Raw genomic sequence first — 17,812 nt, forward strand, 5'->3', positions numbered from 1 at the left:
CGCTTGGAGTTGTCGTGGGGCTGGGGGTGGAAGCGGTTCACCGTCACCCTGGATGGAAAGGTCGTGAGAACGTTGGACGGCGGGGCGGCCGAGCTCAAGCGGGGGGTGTTCTTCAACCTCCCTGACGGAAGCACGCTGAACGTCCTGCTCCAGAGTGGCGCGTTTCGCACGGGCCTGGCGGTGGTGCGCAACGGGGAGGTCGTTCCGGGGTCGGACACGGACCCGGCGCAGCAGGTCAAGCGCGCGGCGCACCTGCTCTATTTCCTGGCGGGCCTGAACACCTTGCTCGGTGTCGTCGCCATGGTGGCGCGGAGTGACGTCCTGGAGGCCGCGGGGATGGGGTTGGGCTCCCTCCTCTTTGGGCTGGTGGTCGCGGTGCTTGGCTTCTTCACCTACCGGGGCACCCGGGCGGCGCCCATGCTCGCCGGCCTCCTGTACATCGCCGACGCGCTCTTCGTACTGGCGGACTCCGTCACGCAAGGAGGGCGCCTGCCCGTCTTCCCCCTTGTCATCCGCGCCGTCATCGTCGCCACGCTCTTCAAGGCGGCGAATGCAGCGGCCAATCTGCGCCGTCGCGAACAGGAAGATGCGGGCGCGTCGCTCCAGCCCTGACTCCTGGATCATCGACGCCCCCTGGCGAAAGCGCCAAGGGGCGTCGTGGGCAACGCGGAAGCGACCTCCCGCCCGGCCGGACGGACGCCGCTCGCGTCATGGGAGGACGCTCGTGCGTCCCGCTCGCACGCGGCCCCAGGCCACCCGGTCTCCAATGCCACCCATGTCCAGAGGCGGAGCCGGTGGCTCGCGGGTTGCTATGCCGATGAGCTCGTTGCGCCTCCGCTTTATTCGACGACTCGCTCCCCGGTCCTGGACACATGCTGACTCTCCGCGCCGAACAGCTTCGGGCGCTGGACGTCCACCGGCAGGACCAGTTCCTGACCGGCTTGGAAGGTCACCTCCAGCGTCACTTCCCGGCCTTCGTGGCCATGCAGCCCCGCGAATCGCTGCGCTCGTCCCTCCGCGAGGCGGTTGAAGAGGCCGTCTCAGTGGGACTGGAGACCCGGGGCGACGTGAGCGTCTACGTCAACCTCTGCGCGGTGCTCGGCTGGGACTTCGCGTCCGAACCCGAGAGCGCGTGGCTGGGCGCCTTGCTCCGTGACACATCCATCCCCTCCGCCTCGCACCGGCTCCAGTTGGGGGTTCAGGAGCTCCAGCGGCGCCTTGCGCTTGAGCTCCAACAGCGTGAGGCCCGGCAGCGGTTCGAGTCGGCCACGGACGCGGAGCGGCGCTGATGTTCTCAACACCCCTGGGCGTTTCACCCTTCCAGTTGGACACGGCGAACACGCAGTCGCGGAGCACCTTCGGCAGCACGCCGGTGTCTGGCTCCACGGTGCCGTGCCGGCCCGTGGACAAGATGGCCATCGAGGTCTTGGTCATCGACCTCCAGGGGCGGGTACTTCCTGGCCAGGTGCTCGAGCTGGCGTGGGGGCAGGCCGTGTACCGGCTGGAGACGAATGCCTACGGGGCGGTGCGCTTCGAGGGGCTGGAGGACTCCAGTTACCCGCTGACCTTGTGGGGGCTGGACCGGCGGACGTTGGACGTTCCGGTGGTCGAGTCTCTTTCATCCATGTGGGCGCGGAGCAGCCAGCCCGCGGGGTGGAGTGTGCTCGCGCCCTTGGCCTACCCGGAGGCGCTGCACGTCGTGCAGCCTGGCGAAGGGGTGGACAAGATTGCCTTTGGCTGGGGCCACCTCCCCGAGACCCTCTGGGACGCCCCCCAGAATGGGACACTGCGAGCCCGGCGGCGGTGGCGGAACCAGCTCGCTGCTCAAGACACGCTCTACATCCCTCCCAGGGAGCCCGCGACCCTCCAGGTCTCCACGGGATGCCTTTACGTGCTGCGTTTCAATGGCGGCGTGTCCCGGCTGCGGTTGCGGCTGGCGGTCGGGTTCGAGCCGCAGGACGGCGTTCCCTATCTGCTGGAGGTGCCAGACGCTCCCTCTCAGCAAGGGACCACACAGAATGGGTACATCGACACGGTGGTTCCCGCACAGACGACCCGCGTGACGTTGGTCCTCGACGGGGGAGCGACGCGCCTCGAACTCCCCGTGGACGCCTTGTTGCCGCTGTCGGACGACCGGGGCGTCCAGCAGCGGCTGCGCAACCTGGGGTTCCCGTGTGCGTCCTCCGATGGCACGTTCGACGACGTGGCCAAGGGCGTGCTGCATCGCTTCCGGTCCGCGGTCTCCCTGCCTCACTCGGACGTCGTCGATGACGACGTCCGCGGGGCGCTCTTCGCACTCCACGACCAAGGGTGATTCATGGCGGGCCCGTTGACTGTTGCAGAGGTTCTGGAGAAGCGGAGACAGGCGCAGCTCGAGCTCCACCAGGAAGCGCTCTCCGTGGTGGAAGGACGGAGCGTGGCCCTCTCGGACCCGGAAGGCCATACGACGGTCATCAACCTCCCCCTGCCGCCCGCGGTGTTCACGGTGGTGAGCTGGAACGTGCAGACCTTCGAGGCTGGGAGGAGCCTGGGGAACCCCTTCGTCAACAAGGTCATCAACAAGGTGCTCGAGGCGGTGAGCGCCGACGTCTGCATCTTGCTGGAGAGCCGGTCGGACTCCTACATCAACATGAACGCCATTGAGACGGGTCATGTTGGCGCCAAGGGGTGGAAGCAGGCCGTTGACGAGGAGGACCTGGATGACGACGGCGATGTCGATGAGGATGATGACGACGGCGTTGTCCCGGTCGACGATGAGGACGATGACGCCATCGACGAGGATGACGGCGGCGCGCAGTTCGACCTGCTCGACGGCGGCGAGCCGCTGACCTACCAGCAGAACGTCAGCGAGATGACGGGGAAGCGCTGGCTGCCACCCAAGAAGCTCTGCATCTATGAGCCCGCCATGGTGAAGCTGCAGCGGGACGTCCGGGATTTGAACCGCATCGAGAGCCTCGGGAAGAAGAAGAAGACGAAGAAGCTCACCAAGAAGGAGTCGGCGGCCCTCACGCGGCTCACAAAGAAGAAGGCCAAGAACCTGAAGGCGGACTCTCGATATTACGCTGCCGCGGAGCGCGCTCGGAAGAACGCGAGCCTGAAGAAGTTCCTGGGGGACTACGGCTATCACCCCAAGCTGCTCAAGGGCCTGTGTGTCGACTTGAAGGGCGCACCCGCGCAGGCGTGGATGGAGCAGCTGCGCGACGACGCCTTCCTCCCGGTGCGGAGCTATTACAAGCTCGTCTACGTCCAGGACGACTGGAGTGAGCAGGAGCTCGACTGGAGCACGGACATCTCCACGTGTCCGCCGCAGGACAACTGGCGCTTCGTGCTTCGTCTGAAGCGATGCGCGTGTGGCGAGTCCCTGGGGTCTGGCTCTTGTGGGAGCTGTGAGGACTTTGGGGCGTACACCACTCCGCTCCAGAACCTGCGACAGACCGTGGATGCGCTCACGTTCTACATGTGCACCTGTCAGGAGAGCTACTCCATCCTCCTTCGGCAGGGGACAGGCACCCAGAGCTCCAGCTCGATGGGGGTCTGGATGAAAGACAAGCTCGTGTCGGTGAAGTCCGCCGCGGCGCGGCTGGTGATGCGTGCGCCAGGCGAGGAGGACACGTCGCACGGCATGCCGGTCTTCAAGGCCGGCATGCTCCTTGGCTATCAGGACAACAGCATCGGCTTCTACGGGCGCTGTCCCTATCTCCTCCCGGTGGAGCTGTGGCTGCCGTATCGCGGCACCAGCCACATGATGTACCTCGTGGCCTTTCATGGCCCGTTCGGCCCGTCCACCAACGCGGGGGTGGAGCTCCGCGCCGCAGCGATGCGCGAGCTGATGAACGCCGGCACCGGGTCGACGAAGAAGCTCGAAGACGAAGAGGACGTGATGGTCATCGGTGACTTCAACCTGGACTGGGCTCCCGGCGTCCCAAAGCCCAGCGGGCAGCAGAAGATCGCCAATGCCCTGTACGAGGACTTCAGCACGCGTGGCTTCGAGCCGCTCATCCCGGATGGCATCGCGACCTCGCTGGCGAGCATCCATGGGGCCGCGAAGTGGAGAGAGAAGGCGCCAGACACCGCCGCCTTCACCAGCAGCGCCTATGACAACTGTTTCCTCAAGGGGAGCGCGCTGAAGTCGAGCGTGGCCTCAGCCGCGGTGCTGGATGTCATCTCCTGGATTGAGGCGAACCTTTCGGAGTTCGACCTCCCGGACGACGACCCCCAGAAGGGAAAGCTCGGAACGCTCTCCACGAAGCACCAGGCGTTCTACATCTACCGGAAGTACGTGAGCGACCACCTGCCCATCGTCTGCGACCTCCTGGTGGCCCCGCTGTCATCGCATACCCGGGCGTTGCAGGCGCAGGCGCGAGCCCTGACGAATCCCAATGTGGACCGCGAGGGAAGGGCGCGGACGCTCGCCTTGATGCGCTCGGTCACCCGGCCCTCCGTGGAGGCGGTGTTCCACTTCGACGAGATGATCGACTTCGGCGCAACGTCAGAGGCCGTGGACCAGTATCTGCCTTCCTATGAGGGAGAGACGCGCGTGGCGACCTGCGTGGGTCAGGTGGATCGGCACCAGGACGGGTACTTCGTCCTGAAGTGTGAGCCCTTCCAGGACCAGATTCTCTGGACGTCGTGGCGGCCAGATACGCGGCCGCACACGTTGGACAGGTTCCTGCGGTTCCATCCTCCGGGGACGCGTGTCCAGTGGACGATGCTCAATCCCCGGCCGGCGACGTAGCGCGGCCTTGACGGCAGCGTCGTGGGCAACGCGGGAGCAATGACTCGCGGCCTACCGCTCGGCCGCCTCCGCCGCGCTCCGCTCCTCCTTGCAGAACGCCAGCCGCTTCTGGATGACGTCGAGCGGCACCGCCATCTCCAGCTTGAACGACGTCCCATCCGGCTGGACGCGCGCGAAGTCGAGCAGCTGCGCCAAATCCTTCTCACCCTCCGCCTGCGCCTTGATGCGCGCCATGCTCAGCGCGGCGCCCAGCGTCTTGCCCAGGTCGGTGACTTCGTCGCCATTCGCGCCGCGGACCTCGGCGACCATCGCCACGTCGCCGCTCGCGTCCACGTGGAGCTCCACGTTCTGCGCCACCTGGCGGATGCGCTCCGCCAGCTCCGCCTGCTCCTTGGGCAACAGCCGCGCGAGCTGGTCCACGGACAGCACGCCGTACATCTCCCCGTAGGTGCTGCCCTCGGAGATGGCGGGCGGCTCGTCCGGGCCGCGTCCCTCCACCCGGTCCACCACCGCCTTCACCTCGTCCGGCGACTTGCCAATCACCAGCAGCTCGTTGTTCCACGTCGCCACCGCGGCTTCGCTTCGGCGTCGCGCCGTGCTCCCATCCGGCCGCGTCACCGTCATGTCGCCCGGCTCGTACACCCGGGCGCCTTCGCCGTAGTCCATGGACACGCGCTCGCCCAGCAGCTCCTTGAACTTCGCGTTGCCGAAGTTGCCCGACAGCATCATCCCTTCATCGGTGATGACCAGGCGGTCCAGGTCCTGGAGCGGGTCCACGCCGCTGAGGTTGCGCAGCTCCTCCAGCCGCTTCCCTCCATCCCGCATCAGGCAGTCCAGCAGCAGCTCACCAATGGGCGAGTGCCGCAGGGCGTTCGCCTCGATGACCACCGCCGTCTTGCCCTCTCCGCGGGGCAGGGCGGCCAGCAGGGGGTCCCTGGGCCGCGCGCGCTCCTGCGTGCCCGCGTCCACCTGCACGGGCAAGACCTGCGTCCGGCGCCGCTCCGCGCGCTCCCGCTCGGGGGCCCGCATCCGCCGGGGAAACTCCACCTTCGGCGTCTCCATGGCGGGCGCTTCACCCTGCCCGGTGAACATCAACACCGCGGCCACCACGAACAGCATCGCCGCCACGACGAGCCACACCCGGCGGCGTCCACGGTTGTCCATGTCAGTAGTCCTTTCCCTCGAAGCGCCAGAACCCCACCGCCAGGGCCCCGAATCCAAACACCAGCACGCCGAGCAACAACATGCCCAGCGAATGCACCTCCAGCGGCGTGGACGCGGCGATGTCGCCCGCGGCCATGGCCAGCGCGGACAGCCGCGGCAACACCAGCGTCACCGCCCGGAAGGCCTCCCGTCCGAAGCCTTCCTCGAAGAAGGGCGTCAGCTGCTGCCGGTAGCCCGCGATGATGCCTCCCACCAGGAAGACGAAGCCAGCGGCCGCGCACAGCGCCGCGCTGCGCACCAGCGTCGCCGCTGTCAGCATCACCGCGTACACCGCCGCGAAGCCCACGCACGCCAGCAGCCCGGCGATGAGCGGACCCGCCGTCCAGTACCCCGCCTTCACGCCGAAGATGAGCACCAGCCCCGTCGTCCCATACAGCGTCCCGCCCAGCGCCAGCACCATCACCCCCAGGAACGTCCCCGCCAGTAGGTGCCAGCGCTGAATCGGCAGCGCCAGCAGGTGCTCGATGCGCCCCGGTGACATCAGCGACGGCGCGAAGTCCGAGCACGCGACGATGCCGAACAGGATGCCGCCGTAGAACACCAGGAACGCCGCGGCCTGGTACACGGGCCGCAGGGCCACGTCGACGGAGCGGATGCTCGAGCGGAGCTCCTCGCCGAACAGCCGGGACGCCGCGAGCGCCCCATCCACCACCTCGATGCGCAAGCTCAGCGCCACCACGGCTAGCACCAGGGTGATGCCCACCATGAAGGCCAGGATGAACTTGCGCGACATCGCCTCACGGAGCACGTAGCCCGCGATTCCCAGGACGGGCTTCACGCCGCGGCCTCCACTGTTCCCATCAGCACCGACTCCAGGTCCGTTCCGTCACGCCGCAGCTCCACCATCAATGCCCCAGTCGCCCGTGCCCGGTCCAATGCGCCGTTGAGCGCCGCCGGGTCCTCTGCCTCGACGACGTACTGTCCCTCCGCGGCGCCTCGGATGAACCCCGCCGCCACCAGGGCCTCGGTGCTCGCCCCGGGGGCGAAGCGCACCAGCCACCGCACGCCGCCCCGCGCCAGGTCCTCCAGCCGGCCCTCGCGCACCACGCGGCCTCCCGCGAGGATGGCGACGCGATCACAGACCCGCTCGGTCTCCGCCAGCAGGTGCGAGTTGAGGAACAGCGTCGTCCCACGCCGCACCTCGTCCTGGAGGATGCGCCGCACCTCCATCCGCCCCATGGGGTCGATTCCGTCCGTGGGCTCGTCCAGCACCAGCAGGGAAGGGGTGCCCACCAGCGCCGCGGCCAGGCCCAGCCGCTGACGCATGCCCTTGGAGTACCCGCCAATGCGCCGGCCCACCGCGTCCGACAGGCCCACGCGCTCCAGGAGGCGCAGGTTCACCGCGGGGTCCACCGGGAGCCCCTTCAGCTGCGTCACCGTCGCCAGGAAGGCGGGCGCCGTCCAGGTGCCGGGCAGGTGCAGGCGCTCGGGCAGGTAGCCGATGCGGGCGCGGATGCGCGGGTCCTCGGGGGAGCCGCCCAGGACGCGGATGGCGCCCTCCGTGGGCTGGACGATGCCCAGGATGCTCTTGATGAAGGTCGTCTTGCCCGCACCGTTGGGGCCGATGAGGCCGAAGGCGCTGCCCTCCGGCACCGTCAGGTCCATGCCCCGGAGGGCCTCGGTGCCTCCCTTCCGGAAGGCCCGGTGGTACGTCTTCCTCAATCCCCTCACTTCGATGGCGGGTGCCTGGCTTGTCACGGTCGGGAATGTAGACGACCGGGCCGTCCACCGATTGCGTCAGGTTGCCGGGCGGTCGCCCGGGCGGGCGGAGCGGTCTCCTGGCGGCCCCCTGCGGCGCTCCGTTCGCGCCCGTGGGAAAGCCGCTTCGCACGCCTGCTGTGCCTGCCGCGCCGCGGTACCTCGTTGTTCCGGGGACTTGGCGGCTTCCATGTTCCTTGGAGCTCCACGGTCCGGCCCATGCATTGTCCGGCGGCGGACCCCAGCCCCAAGGAGCACGGGACATGACGTACGAGGACCGCATCGAACAGCAGCTGCTGGACGCCCGCCGCGAGCTGGCGCTGGCCGACCAGGACCTGGCGACGGGGACGGAGGCGGCGCGCGTGCGCTACGCCCGCGCCCTGCACGAAGCGGACATCGCCGAGCGCCGCGCCCAGCGCCACGCCCGGGAGGCGCGCAACCATCAGCGGAGCTGGAGGCTCGTCGCAGGCTGAGCAGGCGAGCAGGGGCCAGAAACGATGAAGGCGCGGCGCCGCCGGTTTATACCGGCGACGCCATGGCCTATCCCATCCACCGACCCCGCCGCCTGCGCCGCAACGCCGTCCTGCGCGACATGGTGCGCGAGACGCGCCTCGACCCGGGCGACTTCATCTACCCCCTGTTCGTCGTGGAGGGCCGGGACGTGCGCCGTCCCATCGTCTCCATGCCGGGCATCTTCAACCTGTCGCTGGAGCACGTCGTCGCGGAGGCCCGGCAGGCCCGGAAGCTGGGCGTGCCCGCCGTCCTCCTGTTCGGCATCCCGAACCACAAGGACGCCCGCGGCACCCAGGCCTACGCCGACGACGGCATCGTCCAGCGCGCCATCCAGGCCATCAAGGCGGCCGAGCCGGACCTCCAGGTCATCGTCGACGTCTGCCTCTGCGAGTTCACCGACCACGGCCACTGCGGCGTGCTGGAGGGCGGCCACGTCGTCAATGACGCCACGCTGCCGCTGCTGGCGAAGATGTCCGTGAGCTGCGCGAAGGCGGGCGCGGACATCATCGCGCCGTCGGACATGATGGACGGCCGCGTGGCCGCCATCCGCGCCGCCCTGGATGAGGCGGGCTTCGGCGAGCTGCCCATCATGGCGTACTCGGCCAAGTTCGCGTCCGGCTACTACGGCCCGTTCCGCGAGGCCGCCCAGAACACGCCGACCTCCGGTGACCGCCGGGGCTACCAGATGGACCCCGGCAACTTCCGCGAGGCCCTCCGGGAAGTGGCCCTGGACGTGGAGGAGGGCGCGGACCTCATCATGGTCAAGCCCGCGCTGGCCTACCTGGACGTCATCCGCGCCGTGCGTGAGCGCTGGGAGCTGCCCGTCGTCTCCTACAACGTGTCCGGCGAGTACTCGATGCTCAAGGCCGCTGGGCAGAACGGGTGGATTGACTACGAGCGGGTGATGCTGGAGACGCTCACGTCCATGAAGCGCGCCGGCTCCGACCTCATCATCACCTACCACGCCCTGGAAGCGGCGAAGCTCCTGTAGGCAACAGCCGGCCGGACTCGCGGCGGGTTGACGCTTGATCCGCCGCGCGCGTTGCGTCCAAATGTGCGTCGCACAATGCCAACCCCCAAGCGGCCTGGACGAAAGTCCCAGAAGCCCCCGCCCCAACGCCGGCGCACCGCGAAGCAGCGGTCCGGCGCCGGTCGCGCGGTCCGTGTCACCCCCCCAGGACCCTTGCAGTACAAAGTGGTCGAGCTGTCCACGGTGGACGAGGGCGCCCTGGAGCGCACGCTCAATGAGTGGACGGCCAAGGGCTGGAGCCTCGACGGCATCCAGTTCGCGATGCGCGAGTCCTCCAAGCGCCCGGCCATGGCCTTCATCCTCTTCACGCGCCAGGGCGGCCCCGCCGAGCACGATGAAGACGCGGCGCGCGGGCGGCTGATGCGGATGTCGGAGACGGGCAGCCCCACCGCGGCGCTCGCGGCGGAGTACACGCGCGAGCACGCCGAGTGGGCCGCGCCCATGATTTCTCCTTTGAGCGCCCACGAACGGCTGGCGCGCCTGGCGGGGCTGGACGAGCCCGAGCCGCGCGAGGAAGGCCTCACGCTGGAGCCGGAGGAGTGAGCACCGCGCGAAGCCGCGTGTTCATGGCGGCGAGCAGGCAGGGTGGCCGCGCCTTGCGGCTGGTGTCCGGAGAGGCGCAACCCGATTCCCCCTATCCCAAGGCCTCGCTCTGGCTGCGCGGCGGCGCGCGGGCGGTGGACGTGTCGGTGGCGTGGGGCCTGTACGTGGTGGGGGGGGCGGCGGGCGCGGTGGTGGCGCTGCTGTTCCTGCTGCTGGCGGACGGGATGCTCCAGGGCCAGAGCGTGGGCAAGCGCATCTTCGGCGTGAAGGTGATGCACCTGCCCACGCGCTCGGCGGCGCGGCACCGCGACAGCACCCTGCGCAACGCGCCGCTGGCGCTCATCGTGCTGCTGGGGATGATGCCCGCGCCGCATGGGACGGTGGCCGCGGCGGCGGGGCTGCTCGTCATCGGCGGCGTGGAGGCGTGGCGCGTGCTGAGGGACCCGCTGGGCTGGCGGCTGGGCGACACCTGGGCGCAGACGCAGGTGGTCGACGGGAAGGTTGTCGCGGGCGTAACCGTTGCAGCACGCACGCCGGTCGCGCATGAGCGCGCCTCCGGCAGGCTCATGTCCGCGGCGAAGGTGCGCCGTGGACGCTCGTTGTTCAGGAAGCGAAGGGGGTACCCGTGCGCATCGCGCTGACCCACAACCTCAGGCTGTCTGATTTGGAAGAAGAGGCGGAGTTCGACACGCAGGAGACGGTCAACGCGCTCGCGGCGGCCATCGAGCGCATCGGCCACCGGCTGGAGCGCTTCGAGGTGAGCGGCCCGGCCTCGCGCACCGTGGCGCGGCTGGAGGCCTACAGCCCCGACCTCATCTTCAACACCGCCGAGGGGCGCCGCGGCCGCTTCCGCGAGGCCTTCTATCCGGCCCTCTTCGACGAGCTGGGCTTCGCGTACACGGGCTCGGACGCGTACGCGCTGGCGCTGACGCTCGACAAGCAGCTCACCAAGCTGGTGCTGTCCAAGCAGGGCATCCGCACGCCCGGCTGGCAGTACGTGGAGAAGCTCAGCGAGCTGTCCGCGGAGAACCTGCGCTTCCCCGTCATCGTGAAGCCCAACTTCGAAGGGTCCTCCAAGGGCATCACCCAGGACTCCATCGCGGAGACGCTGGACGAGGTCCGCGCCAAGGTCGCCGCCGCGCTGGAGAAGTACCCGTCCGGCGTGCTGGTGGAGGAGTACATCTCCGGCCGCGACCTCGCGGTGCCGTTCCTGGAGTCGGTGGACAATGACTACGACGGCGTGCTCACCCCGGTGGAGTACGTCATCGACCCGGCCGTCACGCAGGACCGCAAGTACGCCATCTACGACTACGCGCTGAAGACGTCGCGGGAGGGCGCGGTCAGCGTGCGCGCCCCGGCGCAGATTCCGCCTCGCACGGCGGAGGACATCCGGCGGATGGCGCAGAAGGTGTACCAGGCGCTCGACTGTCGTGATTTGGGCCGCATCGACGTGCGCCTCAGCGACGCCGGCGTGCCGTACTTCCTGGAGATCAACGCGCTCCCCAGCCTGGAGCCGGGCGCGGGCATCTACGCGTCCGCGGAGCTGGACGGCCTGCACCTGGATGGGGTCATCAACTCCATCATCACCAGCGCGGCGAAGCGGTACAAAATCAAGGACTCGTCGCGCCGCCAGGGCAAGCCGGCGCGCAAGAGCGGTCCGCTGCGCGTGGGCTTCAGCTTCAACGTGAAGCGCGTGAAGCCCACGGCCACGGCGGAGACGGTGGAGGACAGCGAGGCGGAGTACGACTCGCCGAACACGCTCCAGGCCATCCGCGAGGCGATTGCGTCGTGGGGCCACGAGGTCATCGACCTGGAGGCCACGGCCGAGCTGCCCTCGGTGCTGTCGAGCACGCCGCTGGACGTGGTGTTCAACATCGCGGAGGGCTTCAAGGGCCGCAACCGCGAGAGCCAGGTCCCGGCGCTGCTGGAGCTGCTGGACATCCCGTACACGGGCTCGGACCCGGCCACGCTGTCCATCGCCCTGGACAAGGGCCTGGCGAAGAAGATTGTCCGGCAGGCCGGCATCCTCACGCCCAACTTCCAGCTCATGGCGACGGGCAAGGAGCGCCTCAACAAGGAGTTCACCAGCTTCCCGCTCATCGTGAAGCCGGTGGCGGAGGGCAGCTCCAAGGGCGTCGTCACCAAGAGCGTCTGCCACAGCGAGGCGGAGCTGCGCGAGGTGGTGCGCGAGATCGCCGGCAAGTACCAGCAGCCGGCGCTCATCGAGGAGTACATCCGCGGCCGTGAGTTCACCGTGGGCCTGCTGGGCGAGCGGCGTCCCCGCGTCCTGCCGCCCATGGAGATCGTCTTCCTGGACCGGGAGGAGAAGAACCCCGTCTACAGCTTCCAGCACAAGCTCGATTGGACGGACCGCATCCGCTACGACGCGCCGGCGAAGCTGGAGCCCGCGCTGCTGGAGCGGCTGCGCACGGCGGCGCGCAGCTCGTTCATGGCGCTGGGGTGCCGCGACGTCGCGCGCATCGACTTCCGCATGGACGACAAGGGGCGCATCTACTTCATCGAGTGCAACCCGCTGCCGGGCCTGACGCCGGGCTGGAGCGACCTGGTGCTCATCGCCCAGGGCGCCGGCATGGACTACCGGGGGCTCATCGGCGAAATCATGGCCCCCGCCATCCGCCGCTACAAGGAGCGCGAGGCGCGCCGCGCCGCCAGCGAGCACCCCGCTTCGGTGCTGCGCAAGAGCGTGCCCCTGGAAGAGGGGGCTCCCGCCGCCGCGCCGCCCGTAGCCGTGACGGCCCCCGCACCGGCATCCCCAGCGGCGGAGCCGTTGCCGCGCGTGGACGCGAAGGCCTGAGTCCCACGTGACGCCCCGGCCCGAGTCCGCCCACCGAGGCGGCGGGCGGGGCCGGGTGGAGTGGTTGACGGTGGGGAGCGGTCGGTTAGTGTCCCCCTCCATGGTGCACATCCCCGAGGAGACCGGTCCGCGCGTCCGGGCCCGTGAGCTGGGCCTGCCGCTGGGGCGCTTCAAGCCCGGCAAGTTCAACGCCATCACCGACGTGGAGGGGGTGCTCGTCGGGCACAGCACGTTGATACGGGGCGAGGGCCCGCTGCGCCCCGGGCACGGTCCGGTGCGCACGGGGGTCACCGCCATCCTCCCCAACCAGGGGAACATCTTCATGGAGCGCATGACGGGCGGCGGCTTCGTGCTCAACGGCGCGGGCGAGGTCTCCGGCATGACGCAGCTCATGGAGTGGGGCCTCATCGAGACGCCCATCCTCCTCACCAACACCATGGCGGTGGGGGCGGTGTCGGACGGCGTGGCGCGTTACCTGGTGGACCGCTACCCCGGCATCGGCGACGAGCACGACGTCATCATCCCCGTGGTGGGGGAGTGCGACGACTCCTGGCTCAACGACATCTCCGGGCGCCACGTGCGCGAGGAGCATGTCTTCGAGGCCATCCACACCGCCTCCAACGGCCCCGTGGCCGAGGGGAACGTGGGCGGCGGCACCGGCATGGTGACGTGCGACTTCAAGGGCGGCATCGGCACGTCCTCCCGCAAGCTGCCGGAGGTCCTCGGCGGCTACACGCTGGGGGTGCTGGTGATGTCCAACTTCGGGAAGATGCACAACCTGCGCGTGGGCGGCCTGCCCGTGGGCGAGGTGCTGGCGGAGAAGTTCAAGGACACACCCAAGCGCGGCCAGACGTACGGCTCCATCATCGCGGTGGTGGCCACGGACGCGCCGCTGCTGAGCCATCAAATCAACCGCCTCTGCAAGCGCGTGGCGCTGGGCATTGGCCGGGTGGGCAGCTACGCGGCGCACGGCTCGGGGGAGATTGTCGTCGGCTTCTCCACGGCGAACATCATCCCCCGGCGCACGCAGAAGATGGTCTACAAGCTGAAGCTCCTCCTGGACCAGCGCCTGGACCCCCTCTACGAGGCCGTCATGGAGGCCACCGAGGAGGCCATCCTCAACGCTATGTGCATGGCCACGTCCATGACGGGGGCCAACGGAAACCACTGCCCGGCGCTCCCCCTGGACGAGGTCCGGCGCTTCCTGGACGCCTACAAGCCGATTTTCGCCTCCGTGAAGAAGCGCCCCCAGCAGTCGAGCGCCCCGGCGGCCAGGGAGCGGCCCGGCACCGAGGACCGGGAGGGGGACGTGAAGGCGTCCACCGCCCGGCCGACCCAGGTCCGGAGCGCCGAGGGAATCCCGTTTCCCACCCGTCCGGCACCGGACGACCCCGGCGAGCCGGGGGGCCCAGAGGGTTCCTCTTCCGGGAGCCCGGCGGGTTCTGATAGTTAAGCCCCTCTTTTCACGTCTCCGTACGGAGCACAGGAGTCAAAGATGGCCCGCAGCAAGAGCAAGCACCGTCGCGTGCAGATGAAGATCAAGCAGGCCTGGAAGAAGCGGGCGAAGAAGAACAAGGCCGAGGCGAAGGCCGCCGCCGAGTCGAAGAAGAAGTAGTCGTCCCGACCGCGCTCGTGCGGCCCGTGGCTCAGTCCCGGGTCGCCGAGAACGGAGTGTTGACGTTGCAGCGCTGTCCCCCCGTGTCGGCCGCGCGCACGTAGCTGCCCGTGAGGACGCCGGCGATGGACGCCGTCCCGCCATCCGTCAGCGGCGCCATGTAGCTGCCGGTGAGCGTCAGCGTGTCCGTCCGGTTCGCCGTGGGCGCTCCCGTTCCCGTCAGCAGGAAGGTCCCCTGCGCGGTGATGGTGCCCCGGACAGGGACGCCCGCCAGTCGGCTGGCGAGGTCTTCGCCCGAGCGGGCGATGTCCAGGACTTCACCCGTGGGAACCTCCACCCCCAGGAGCGCGCACTCCGAGGGCACGCCCGCGTCCGGGTTGAACTGCAGCCGGTAGCGGCCTTCGACCGCGGGGCACTCCGTGCAGGGGGCGGCTCCTCCGCCACAGGCGCCGGTGGTGAGCAGGAGCAACCCGGCGAAGAAGGGGGCGAAACGTCCAGAAGTCATGACTTGATTCTCCTTGAGGCGGAGGCCGGACTTCCCGGTGGGACGGCTGGTTCCTACGTTGGGAAAGGGCGGCGTTCGGTGGGCTCGTAGGGTGGGGTGGGGCGGTGGCTGACTCGAGGCGGTGGTCCAACTTTGTATTCGCCGGGCTCTTCGCCCTGGCGCTGATCCTCTTCTCCAGGATTCTGCTGCCGTTCCTGATGCCGGTGTTGCTGGGCGGCTTCCTGGTGGTGCTGTTCATGCCGGTGCAGGACTCCCTGTGCCACAAGCTGGGGGGACGCAAGTCTCTCAGCGCCGGGGTGTCCACCGTCACCGTGTTCGTCCTCATCCTGGCGCCGCTGGCGCTGGTGGGGTGGATGGTGGCGCGCGAGGTGTTCCAACTGGTGGGCCAGGCGCAGGCCCTGCTGGAGCAGCAGCACCTGCGTCACCCGTTCCTCGCCAGCCTGCCGCTGGGCCTGGAGCGCTACCTCCGGCTGGACGCGGACAGCGCGGAGACGGAGCGGGCGCTCCTGGCCGCGGTGACGGGCGGCGCGTCGCTGCTGCGCGACGTGGCGGCGGCGGGCACGGACCTGGTCATCAACCTGTTCCTGATGTCCGTGGCCATGTACTACTTCTTCCTCGACGGGCGCCGGCTGGTGGCCGAGGTCATGCGGCTCATCCCGCTGGACCGGCGCTACTTCGAGGCCTTCGCGCGCGAGTTCACCGACGTCGCCTACGCCATCATCTATGGCAACACCCTCACCGCGCTCATCCAGGGCGCCGTGGGCTTCGTCGGGCTGCTCATCGCGGGGGTGCCACATGCCGGCGTGTGGGGCGCGGCCATGGTGCTGGTGGCGCTGGTGCCCGTGGGCGGCACGGCCCTGGTGTGGGGCCCCATTGGCGTGGTGCTCATCGCCGCCAACCAGGTGGGCGAGGGCGTGTTCCTCCTGGCCTGGGGCGCCTTCCTGGTAGGCAGCATCGACAACGTCATCCGGCCCCGGCTGTGTGGCTCGCGCATGGCGCTGCACCCGCTGCTCGTCTTCCTGTCCATGTTCGGCGGGCTGGCGGTGTTCGGGATGATGGGCCTGCTGGTGGGGCCGCTCATCGCCTCCATCTTCATGGCCATGGTCCGCATCTACCGCCGCGACTTCCTGGGCATTGGACGCGCCGAGGACCTGTCCGCTGTTGAGGGGAGCACGTCGACGCCTCCCATGTCCTCCCGCAGGCCACCCGCGGCGCAGGCGATGGGGCCCGCGGCGACGTTCAACGCCTGAGCGGCGGGAGCACCGCCGAGCCTGGACTTCCCCGAGAGGGTGGGTGAACCTCCCTGGAGAATGACGACCGCCCGACACTCGATGGTTCGCTGGGGGCTGTGGTGTGCCCTGGTGGTGGCGCTGGCCTCGCCGCAGGCCGCCGCGGCGAAGCCACGCGTCGTGGTGCTGACGGTGGAGGGTGACGCGCGGCGGCGGCTGGGCACCCAGTGGGAGTCCGCCCCGCGGGCCCCCGTGCCGTTGGCGCCCGAGTCCCCCAAGGCCGTCACGAAGCGGCCCGACGGCCCGGCCGTGCGCCCGCGGGCGCAAGTCGCTCCACGGCCGCGGCTGGAGGCGCAGTCGTTTCCGGACGAGGCCACGACGGCTGTCTCGTCGCGGGACGACAGGACGTGGGGCATGGAGGTGGACCCGGAGTCGCACACCACCACCGAGCCTTTCCTGGAGGTGTCGCTGGACACGGGCTCGGGCGGCACGGTGGGGGACGCGCCGGCGCGCCCGCCCCTGGCGAGGCTGACGCTGGGGGGCACGACGACGTGGCGCAACTCCTGCGCGCGGCCCGGCGTGAAGTCCTGTGGCGAATATGACCGGCTCCCGGCGAACGAGCGCCTGGGGGACACGGTGAGCTATGCGTCGTCGGTGCCGTACCTGGGCATCGCCGCCGAACTGGAGCTGCTGCCACTGGCGCACAGCGAGTCGCTGCTGCGGGGCCTGGGCCTGTCGCTGGGATACCGGCGCGGGTATTCCTCCACGAACGTGACGCTGGTGGGTGACGCCGGCCAGTCGACCACGCGCGAGGTGGTAGCCACGGACTCGGTGCTCACCGCGCAGGCGCTGTACCGCTACTCCTTCGGCGCGGGGGAGTCGAACGCGCCGCCAGGCTACGCGGGGCTGCGCGCGGGCCTGCTCACCCGCGCCTTCGACGTGGACGAGTCCGCCAACAGCCCGCTCGCCGGGTCGCACCGCCTGTTCCCCGCCGTGGGGCTGGAGGTGTCGGTGCCGCTGCTGCGCTGGGTCCGGCTGGAGGGCGCGGGACAGTTCTTCCTGAGCCCGAAGCCGGGCAAGGGTCTGGGCGGCGGCGCGGCGCTGGACGCGGAGGTCAGCGACTACGGCACGTCGGTGTCCAGCTTCGGCTGGGAGGCGGAGCTGGGCGTCGGGGGCGACCTCTGGGGGCCCTTCGGCTACTCGGTCCGCTTCCGCCGGTCCCGCTTCCAGGACACGTTCTCCGGGGCCGGCACGAAGCGAGGCTGGGATGAGGGCGGCGTGGCGGCGGAGACGTACTCCAGTCTGCACTGGGGCATCACCGCGTCCTACTGACGCGCGTTGCCGGCTCCCACTCCGGCGCGGCGGAGGCGTAGGGTGCGGACATGTCCGAGCACGTGTCCCCCCAGGAGCTGCGCAGGAAGTGGAAGCTGGCGAACGCGGAGCCGCTGGAGGGAGGGCACCGGCTCGACGCGTACCGCGCGCTGGCGCACGGCTGCCCCGCGTTCGTCCCCAACCTCCTGTCGTTGAGCCGCGCGTTGCTGGCCGGAAGGCACGAGGCGGCGGACCCGGAGGCCGCGGCGACCGAGGCCGAGCAGGTGCTCCGCTCCGCGTCGGACGTCTCCGCGGGAGCCCCGGAGCCCCTGCTGGCGCTGGGACACTTCCTGGCCTCGGTGCGACAGGCGCCCGACGAGGCGGAGCGGGCCTTCTCCTCCGCGGCCAGCGCGGCGATGGCCTTGCTGGAGGAGGCGTGGGCGGGGTGGATTCACGCGCTGGGCGCGCAGGGACAGCTGGACGCGGCGCTGGAGGTGGAGGAGCGGGCGCGGAGCCTCTTTCCCAGCTCCAAGGCGCTGACCCAGGCGGTGGCGTTCGCGCGCGCGCGGTCGGGGACGCGCTGACGCGGACTCC

At 69.7% G+C, this 17,812-nt stretch carries 18 protein-coding genes; 14 read left to right on the forward strand and 4 right to left on the reverse strand.

The genetic code is table 11. The annotated features are described in order from the left end of the window. The 4 genes from HV826_RS06600 to HV826_RS06615 form a co-directional block, all read left to right on the forward strand. Positions 1-612: hypothetical protein (locus HV826_RS06600; protein WP_176416153.1), on the forward strand; the 612-nt coding region annotated here is incomplete at its 5' end. Between the two features lie 260 nt (positions 613-872). Further along, positions 873-1,289 carry a hypothetical protein gene (locus HV826_RS06605; RefSeq protein WP_176416154.1) on the forward strand — a complete coding sequence of 139 codons (417 nt, stop codon included), beginning with the start codon at positions 873-875 and terminating at the stop codon, positions 1,287-1,289. Continuing rightward, on the forward strand, positions 1,289-2,314 hold the full coding sequence (locus HV826_RS06610; protein ID WP_176416155.1) for a peptidoglycan-binding protein: 1,026 nt from the start codon (positions 1,289-1,291) through the stop codon (positions 2,312-2,314). The genes HV826_RS06605 and HV826_RS06610 overlap by 1 nt, the downstream gene beginning before the upstream one ends. 3 nt (positions 2,315-2,317) lie before the next feature. Further along, on the forward strand, positions 2,318-4,735 hold the full coding sequence (locus HV826_RS06615; protein WP_176416156.1) for a hypothetical protein: 2,418 nt from the start codon (positions 2,318-2,320) through the stop codon (positions 4,733-4,735). 51 nt (positions 4,736-4,786) lie between these two features. Here HV826_RS06615 and HV826_RS06620 read toward each other — a convergent pair whose 3' ends face one another. From HV826_RS06620 to HV826_RS06630, 3 genes are read right to left on the reverse strand one after another with little or no spacing between them, the layout of a single operon-like run. Beyond that, entirely contained in the window at positions 4,787-5,899 is a 1,113-nt protein-coding gene (locus HV826_RS06620; RefSeq protein ID WP_176416157.1) for a hypothetical protein, read from the reverse strand. A gap of 1 nt (position 5,900) precedes the next feature. Further along, positions 5,901-6,737: an ABC transporter permease subunit gene (locus HV826_RS06625; RefSeq protein ID WP_176416158.1), complete on the reverse strand. Its 837-nt coding sequence runs from the start codon at positions 6,735-6,737 to the stop codon at positions 5,901-5,903. Then, positions 6,734-7,621 (reverse strand): ABC transporter ATP-binding protein, encoded by an 888-nt coding sequence (locus HV826_RS06630; RefSeq protein WP_176416159.1) that lies wholly within the window; start codon positions 7,619-7,621, stop codon positions 6,734-6,736. Before HV826_RS06630 ends, HV826_RS06625 begins: the two co-directional genes overlap by 4 nt. Before the next feature lie 299 nt (positions 7,622-7,920). Here HV826_RS06630 and HV826_RS06635 point away from each other — a divergent pair, with 299 nt between their 5' ends. From HV826_RS06635 to HV826_RS06665, 7 genes are all read left to right on the forward strand, one after another. Next, complete coding sequence (locus tag HV826_RS06635; RefSeq protein ID WP_255217069.1) at positions 7,921-8,130, forward strand: hypothetical protein; 210 nt, start codon at positions 7,921-7,923, stop codon at positions 8,128-8,130. A 62-nt stretch (positions 8,131-8,192) separates the two neighbouring features. Then, positions 8,193-9,161 carry a porphobilinogen synthase gene (gene hemB, locus HV826_RS06640; RefSeq protein ID WP_176416161.1) on the forward strand — a complete coding sequence of 323 codons (969 nt, stop codon included), beginning with the start codon at positions 8,193-8,195 and terminating at the stop codon, positions 9,159-9,161. 192 nt (positions 9,162-9,353) lie between these two features. Next, entirely contained in the window at positions 9,354-9,743 is a 390-nt protein-coding gene (locus HV826_RS06645) for a hypothetical protein (RefSeq protein ID WP_255217070.1), read from the forward strand. Next, positions 9,740-10,384: an RDD family protein gene (locus HV826_RS06650; protein WP_176416162.1), complete on the forward strand. Its 645-nt coding sequence runs from the start codon at positions 9,740-9,742 to the stop codon at positions 10,382-10,384. Before HV826_RS06645 ends, HV826_RS06650 begins: the two co-directional genes overlap by 4 nt. Continuing rightward, positions 10,369-12,558, forward strand: coding sequence for an ATP-grasp domain-containing protein (locus tag HV826_RS06655; RefSeq protein ID WP_176416163.1), 2,190 nt, complete (start codon positions 10,369-10,371; stop codon positions 12,556-12,558). The genes HV826_RS06650 and HV826_RS06655 overlap by 16 nt, the downstream gene beginning before the upstream one ends. 100 nt (positions 12,559-12,658) lie before the next feature. Next, complete coding sequence (locus tag HV826_RS06660) at positions 12,659-14,011, forward strand: P1 family peptidase (protein WP_176416164.1); 1,353 nt, start codon at positions 12,659-12,661, stop codon at positions 14,009-14,011. 42 nt (positions 14,012-14,053) lie between these two features. Beyond that, the gene (locus HV826_RS06665; RefSeq protein WP_002636551.1) at positions 14,054-14,173 is read left to right on the forward strand and encodes a hypothetical protein; all 120 of its coding nucleotides are present in this window, start codon (positions 14,054-14,056) and stop codon (positions 14,171-14,173) included. Between the two features lie 31 nt (positions 14,174-14,204). On the opposite strand, the gene HV826_RS06670 is transcribed toward HV826_RS06665, so the two are convergent. Then, positions 14,205-14,678, reverse strand: a complete 474-nt coding sequence (locus HV826_RS06670; RefSeq protein WP_176416165.1) for a hypothetical protein — start codon at positions 14,676-14,678, stop codon at positions 14,205-14,207. A gap of 104 nt (positions 14,679-14,782) precedes the next feature. On the opposite strand from HV826_RS06670, the gene HV826_RS06675 reads away from it, so the two are divergent. The 3 genes from HV826_RS06675 to HV826_RS06685 are packed head-to-tail and all read left to right on the forward strand — an operon-like array spanning position 14,783 to position 17,802. Next, positions 14,783-15,928: an AI-2E family transporter gene (locus HV826_RS06675; RefSeq protein WP_176416166.1), complete on the forward strand. Its 1,146-nt coding sequence runs from the start codon at positions 14,783-14,785 to the stop codon at positions 15,926-15,928. A 60-nt stretch (positions 15,929-15,988) separates the two neighbouring features. Continuing rightward, positions 15,989-17,239, forward strand: a complete 1,251-nt coding sequence (locus HV826_RS06680; RefSeq protein WP_255217071.1) for a hypothetical protein — start codon at positions 15,989-15,991, stop codon at positions 17,237-17,239. Between the two features lie 50 nt (positions 17,240-17,289). Beyond that, positions 17,290-17,802, forward strand: coding sequence for a hypothetical protein (locus tag HV826_RS06685; protein WP_176416167.1), 513 nt, complete (start codon positions 17,290-17,292; stop codon positions 17,800-17,802). Positions 17,803-17,812: the final 10 nt, after the last annotated feature.

The organism is Myxococcus sp. AM010 (genome assembly GCF_013372585.1).
Taxonomy (GTDB): Bacteria; Myxococcota; Myxococcia; order Myxococcales; family Myxococcaceae; genus Myxococcus; species Myxococcus vastator.

What these genes read in the sequence shown, in the direction of transcription:
- HV826_RS06605 (WP_176416154.1), top strand. Translation starts at nt 873, where the DNA reads ATGCTGACTCTCCGCGCCGAACAGCTTCGGGCGCTGGACGTCCACCGG.
- HV826_RS06610 (WP_176416155.1), top strand. Translation starts at nt 1,289, where the DNA reads ATGTTCTCAACACCCCTGGGCGTTTCACCCTTCCAGTTGGACACGGCG.
- HV826_RS06615 (WP_176416156.1), top strand. Translation starts at nt 2,318, where the DNA reads ATGGCGGGCCCGTTGACTGTTGCAGAGGTTCTGGAGAAGCGGAGACAG.
- HV826_RS06620 (WP_176416157.1), bottom strand. Translation starts at nt 5,899, where the DNA reads ATGGACAACCGTGGACGCCGCCGGGTGTGGCTCGTCGTGGCGGCGATG.
- HV826_RS06635 (WP_255217069.1), top strand. Translation starts at nt 7,921, where the DNA reads ATGACGTACGAGGACCGCATCGAACAGCAGCTGCTGGACGCCCGCCGC.
- hemB (WP_176416161.1), top strand. Translation starts at nt 8,193, where the DNA reads ATGGCCTATCCCATCCACCGACCCCGCCGCCTGCGCCGCAACGCCGTC.
- HV826_RS06660 (WP_176416164.1), top strand. Translation starts at nt 12,659, where the DNA reads ATGGTGCACATCCCCGAGGAGACCGGTCCGCGCGTCCGGGCCCGTGAG.
- HV826_RS06665 (WP_002636551.1), top strand. Translation starts at nt 14,054, where the DNA reads ATGGCCCGCAGCAAGAGCAAGCACCGTCGCGTGCAGATGAAGATCAAG.
- HV826_RS06670 (WP_176416165.1), bottom strand. Translation starts at nt 14,678, where the DNA reads ATGACTTCTGGACGTTTCGCCCCCTTCTTCGCCGGGTTGCTCCTGCTC.
- HV826_RS06680 (WP_255217071.1), top strand. Translation starts at nt 15,989, where the DNA reads ATGACGACCGCCCGACACTCGATGGTTCGCTGGGGGCTGTGGTGTGCC.
- HV826_RS06685 (WP_176416167.1), top strand. Translation starts at nt 17,290, where the DNA reads ATGTCCGAGCACGTGTCCCCCCAGGAGCTGCGCAGGAAGTGGAAGCTG.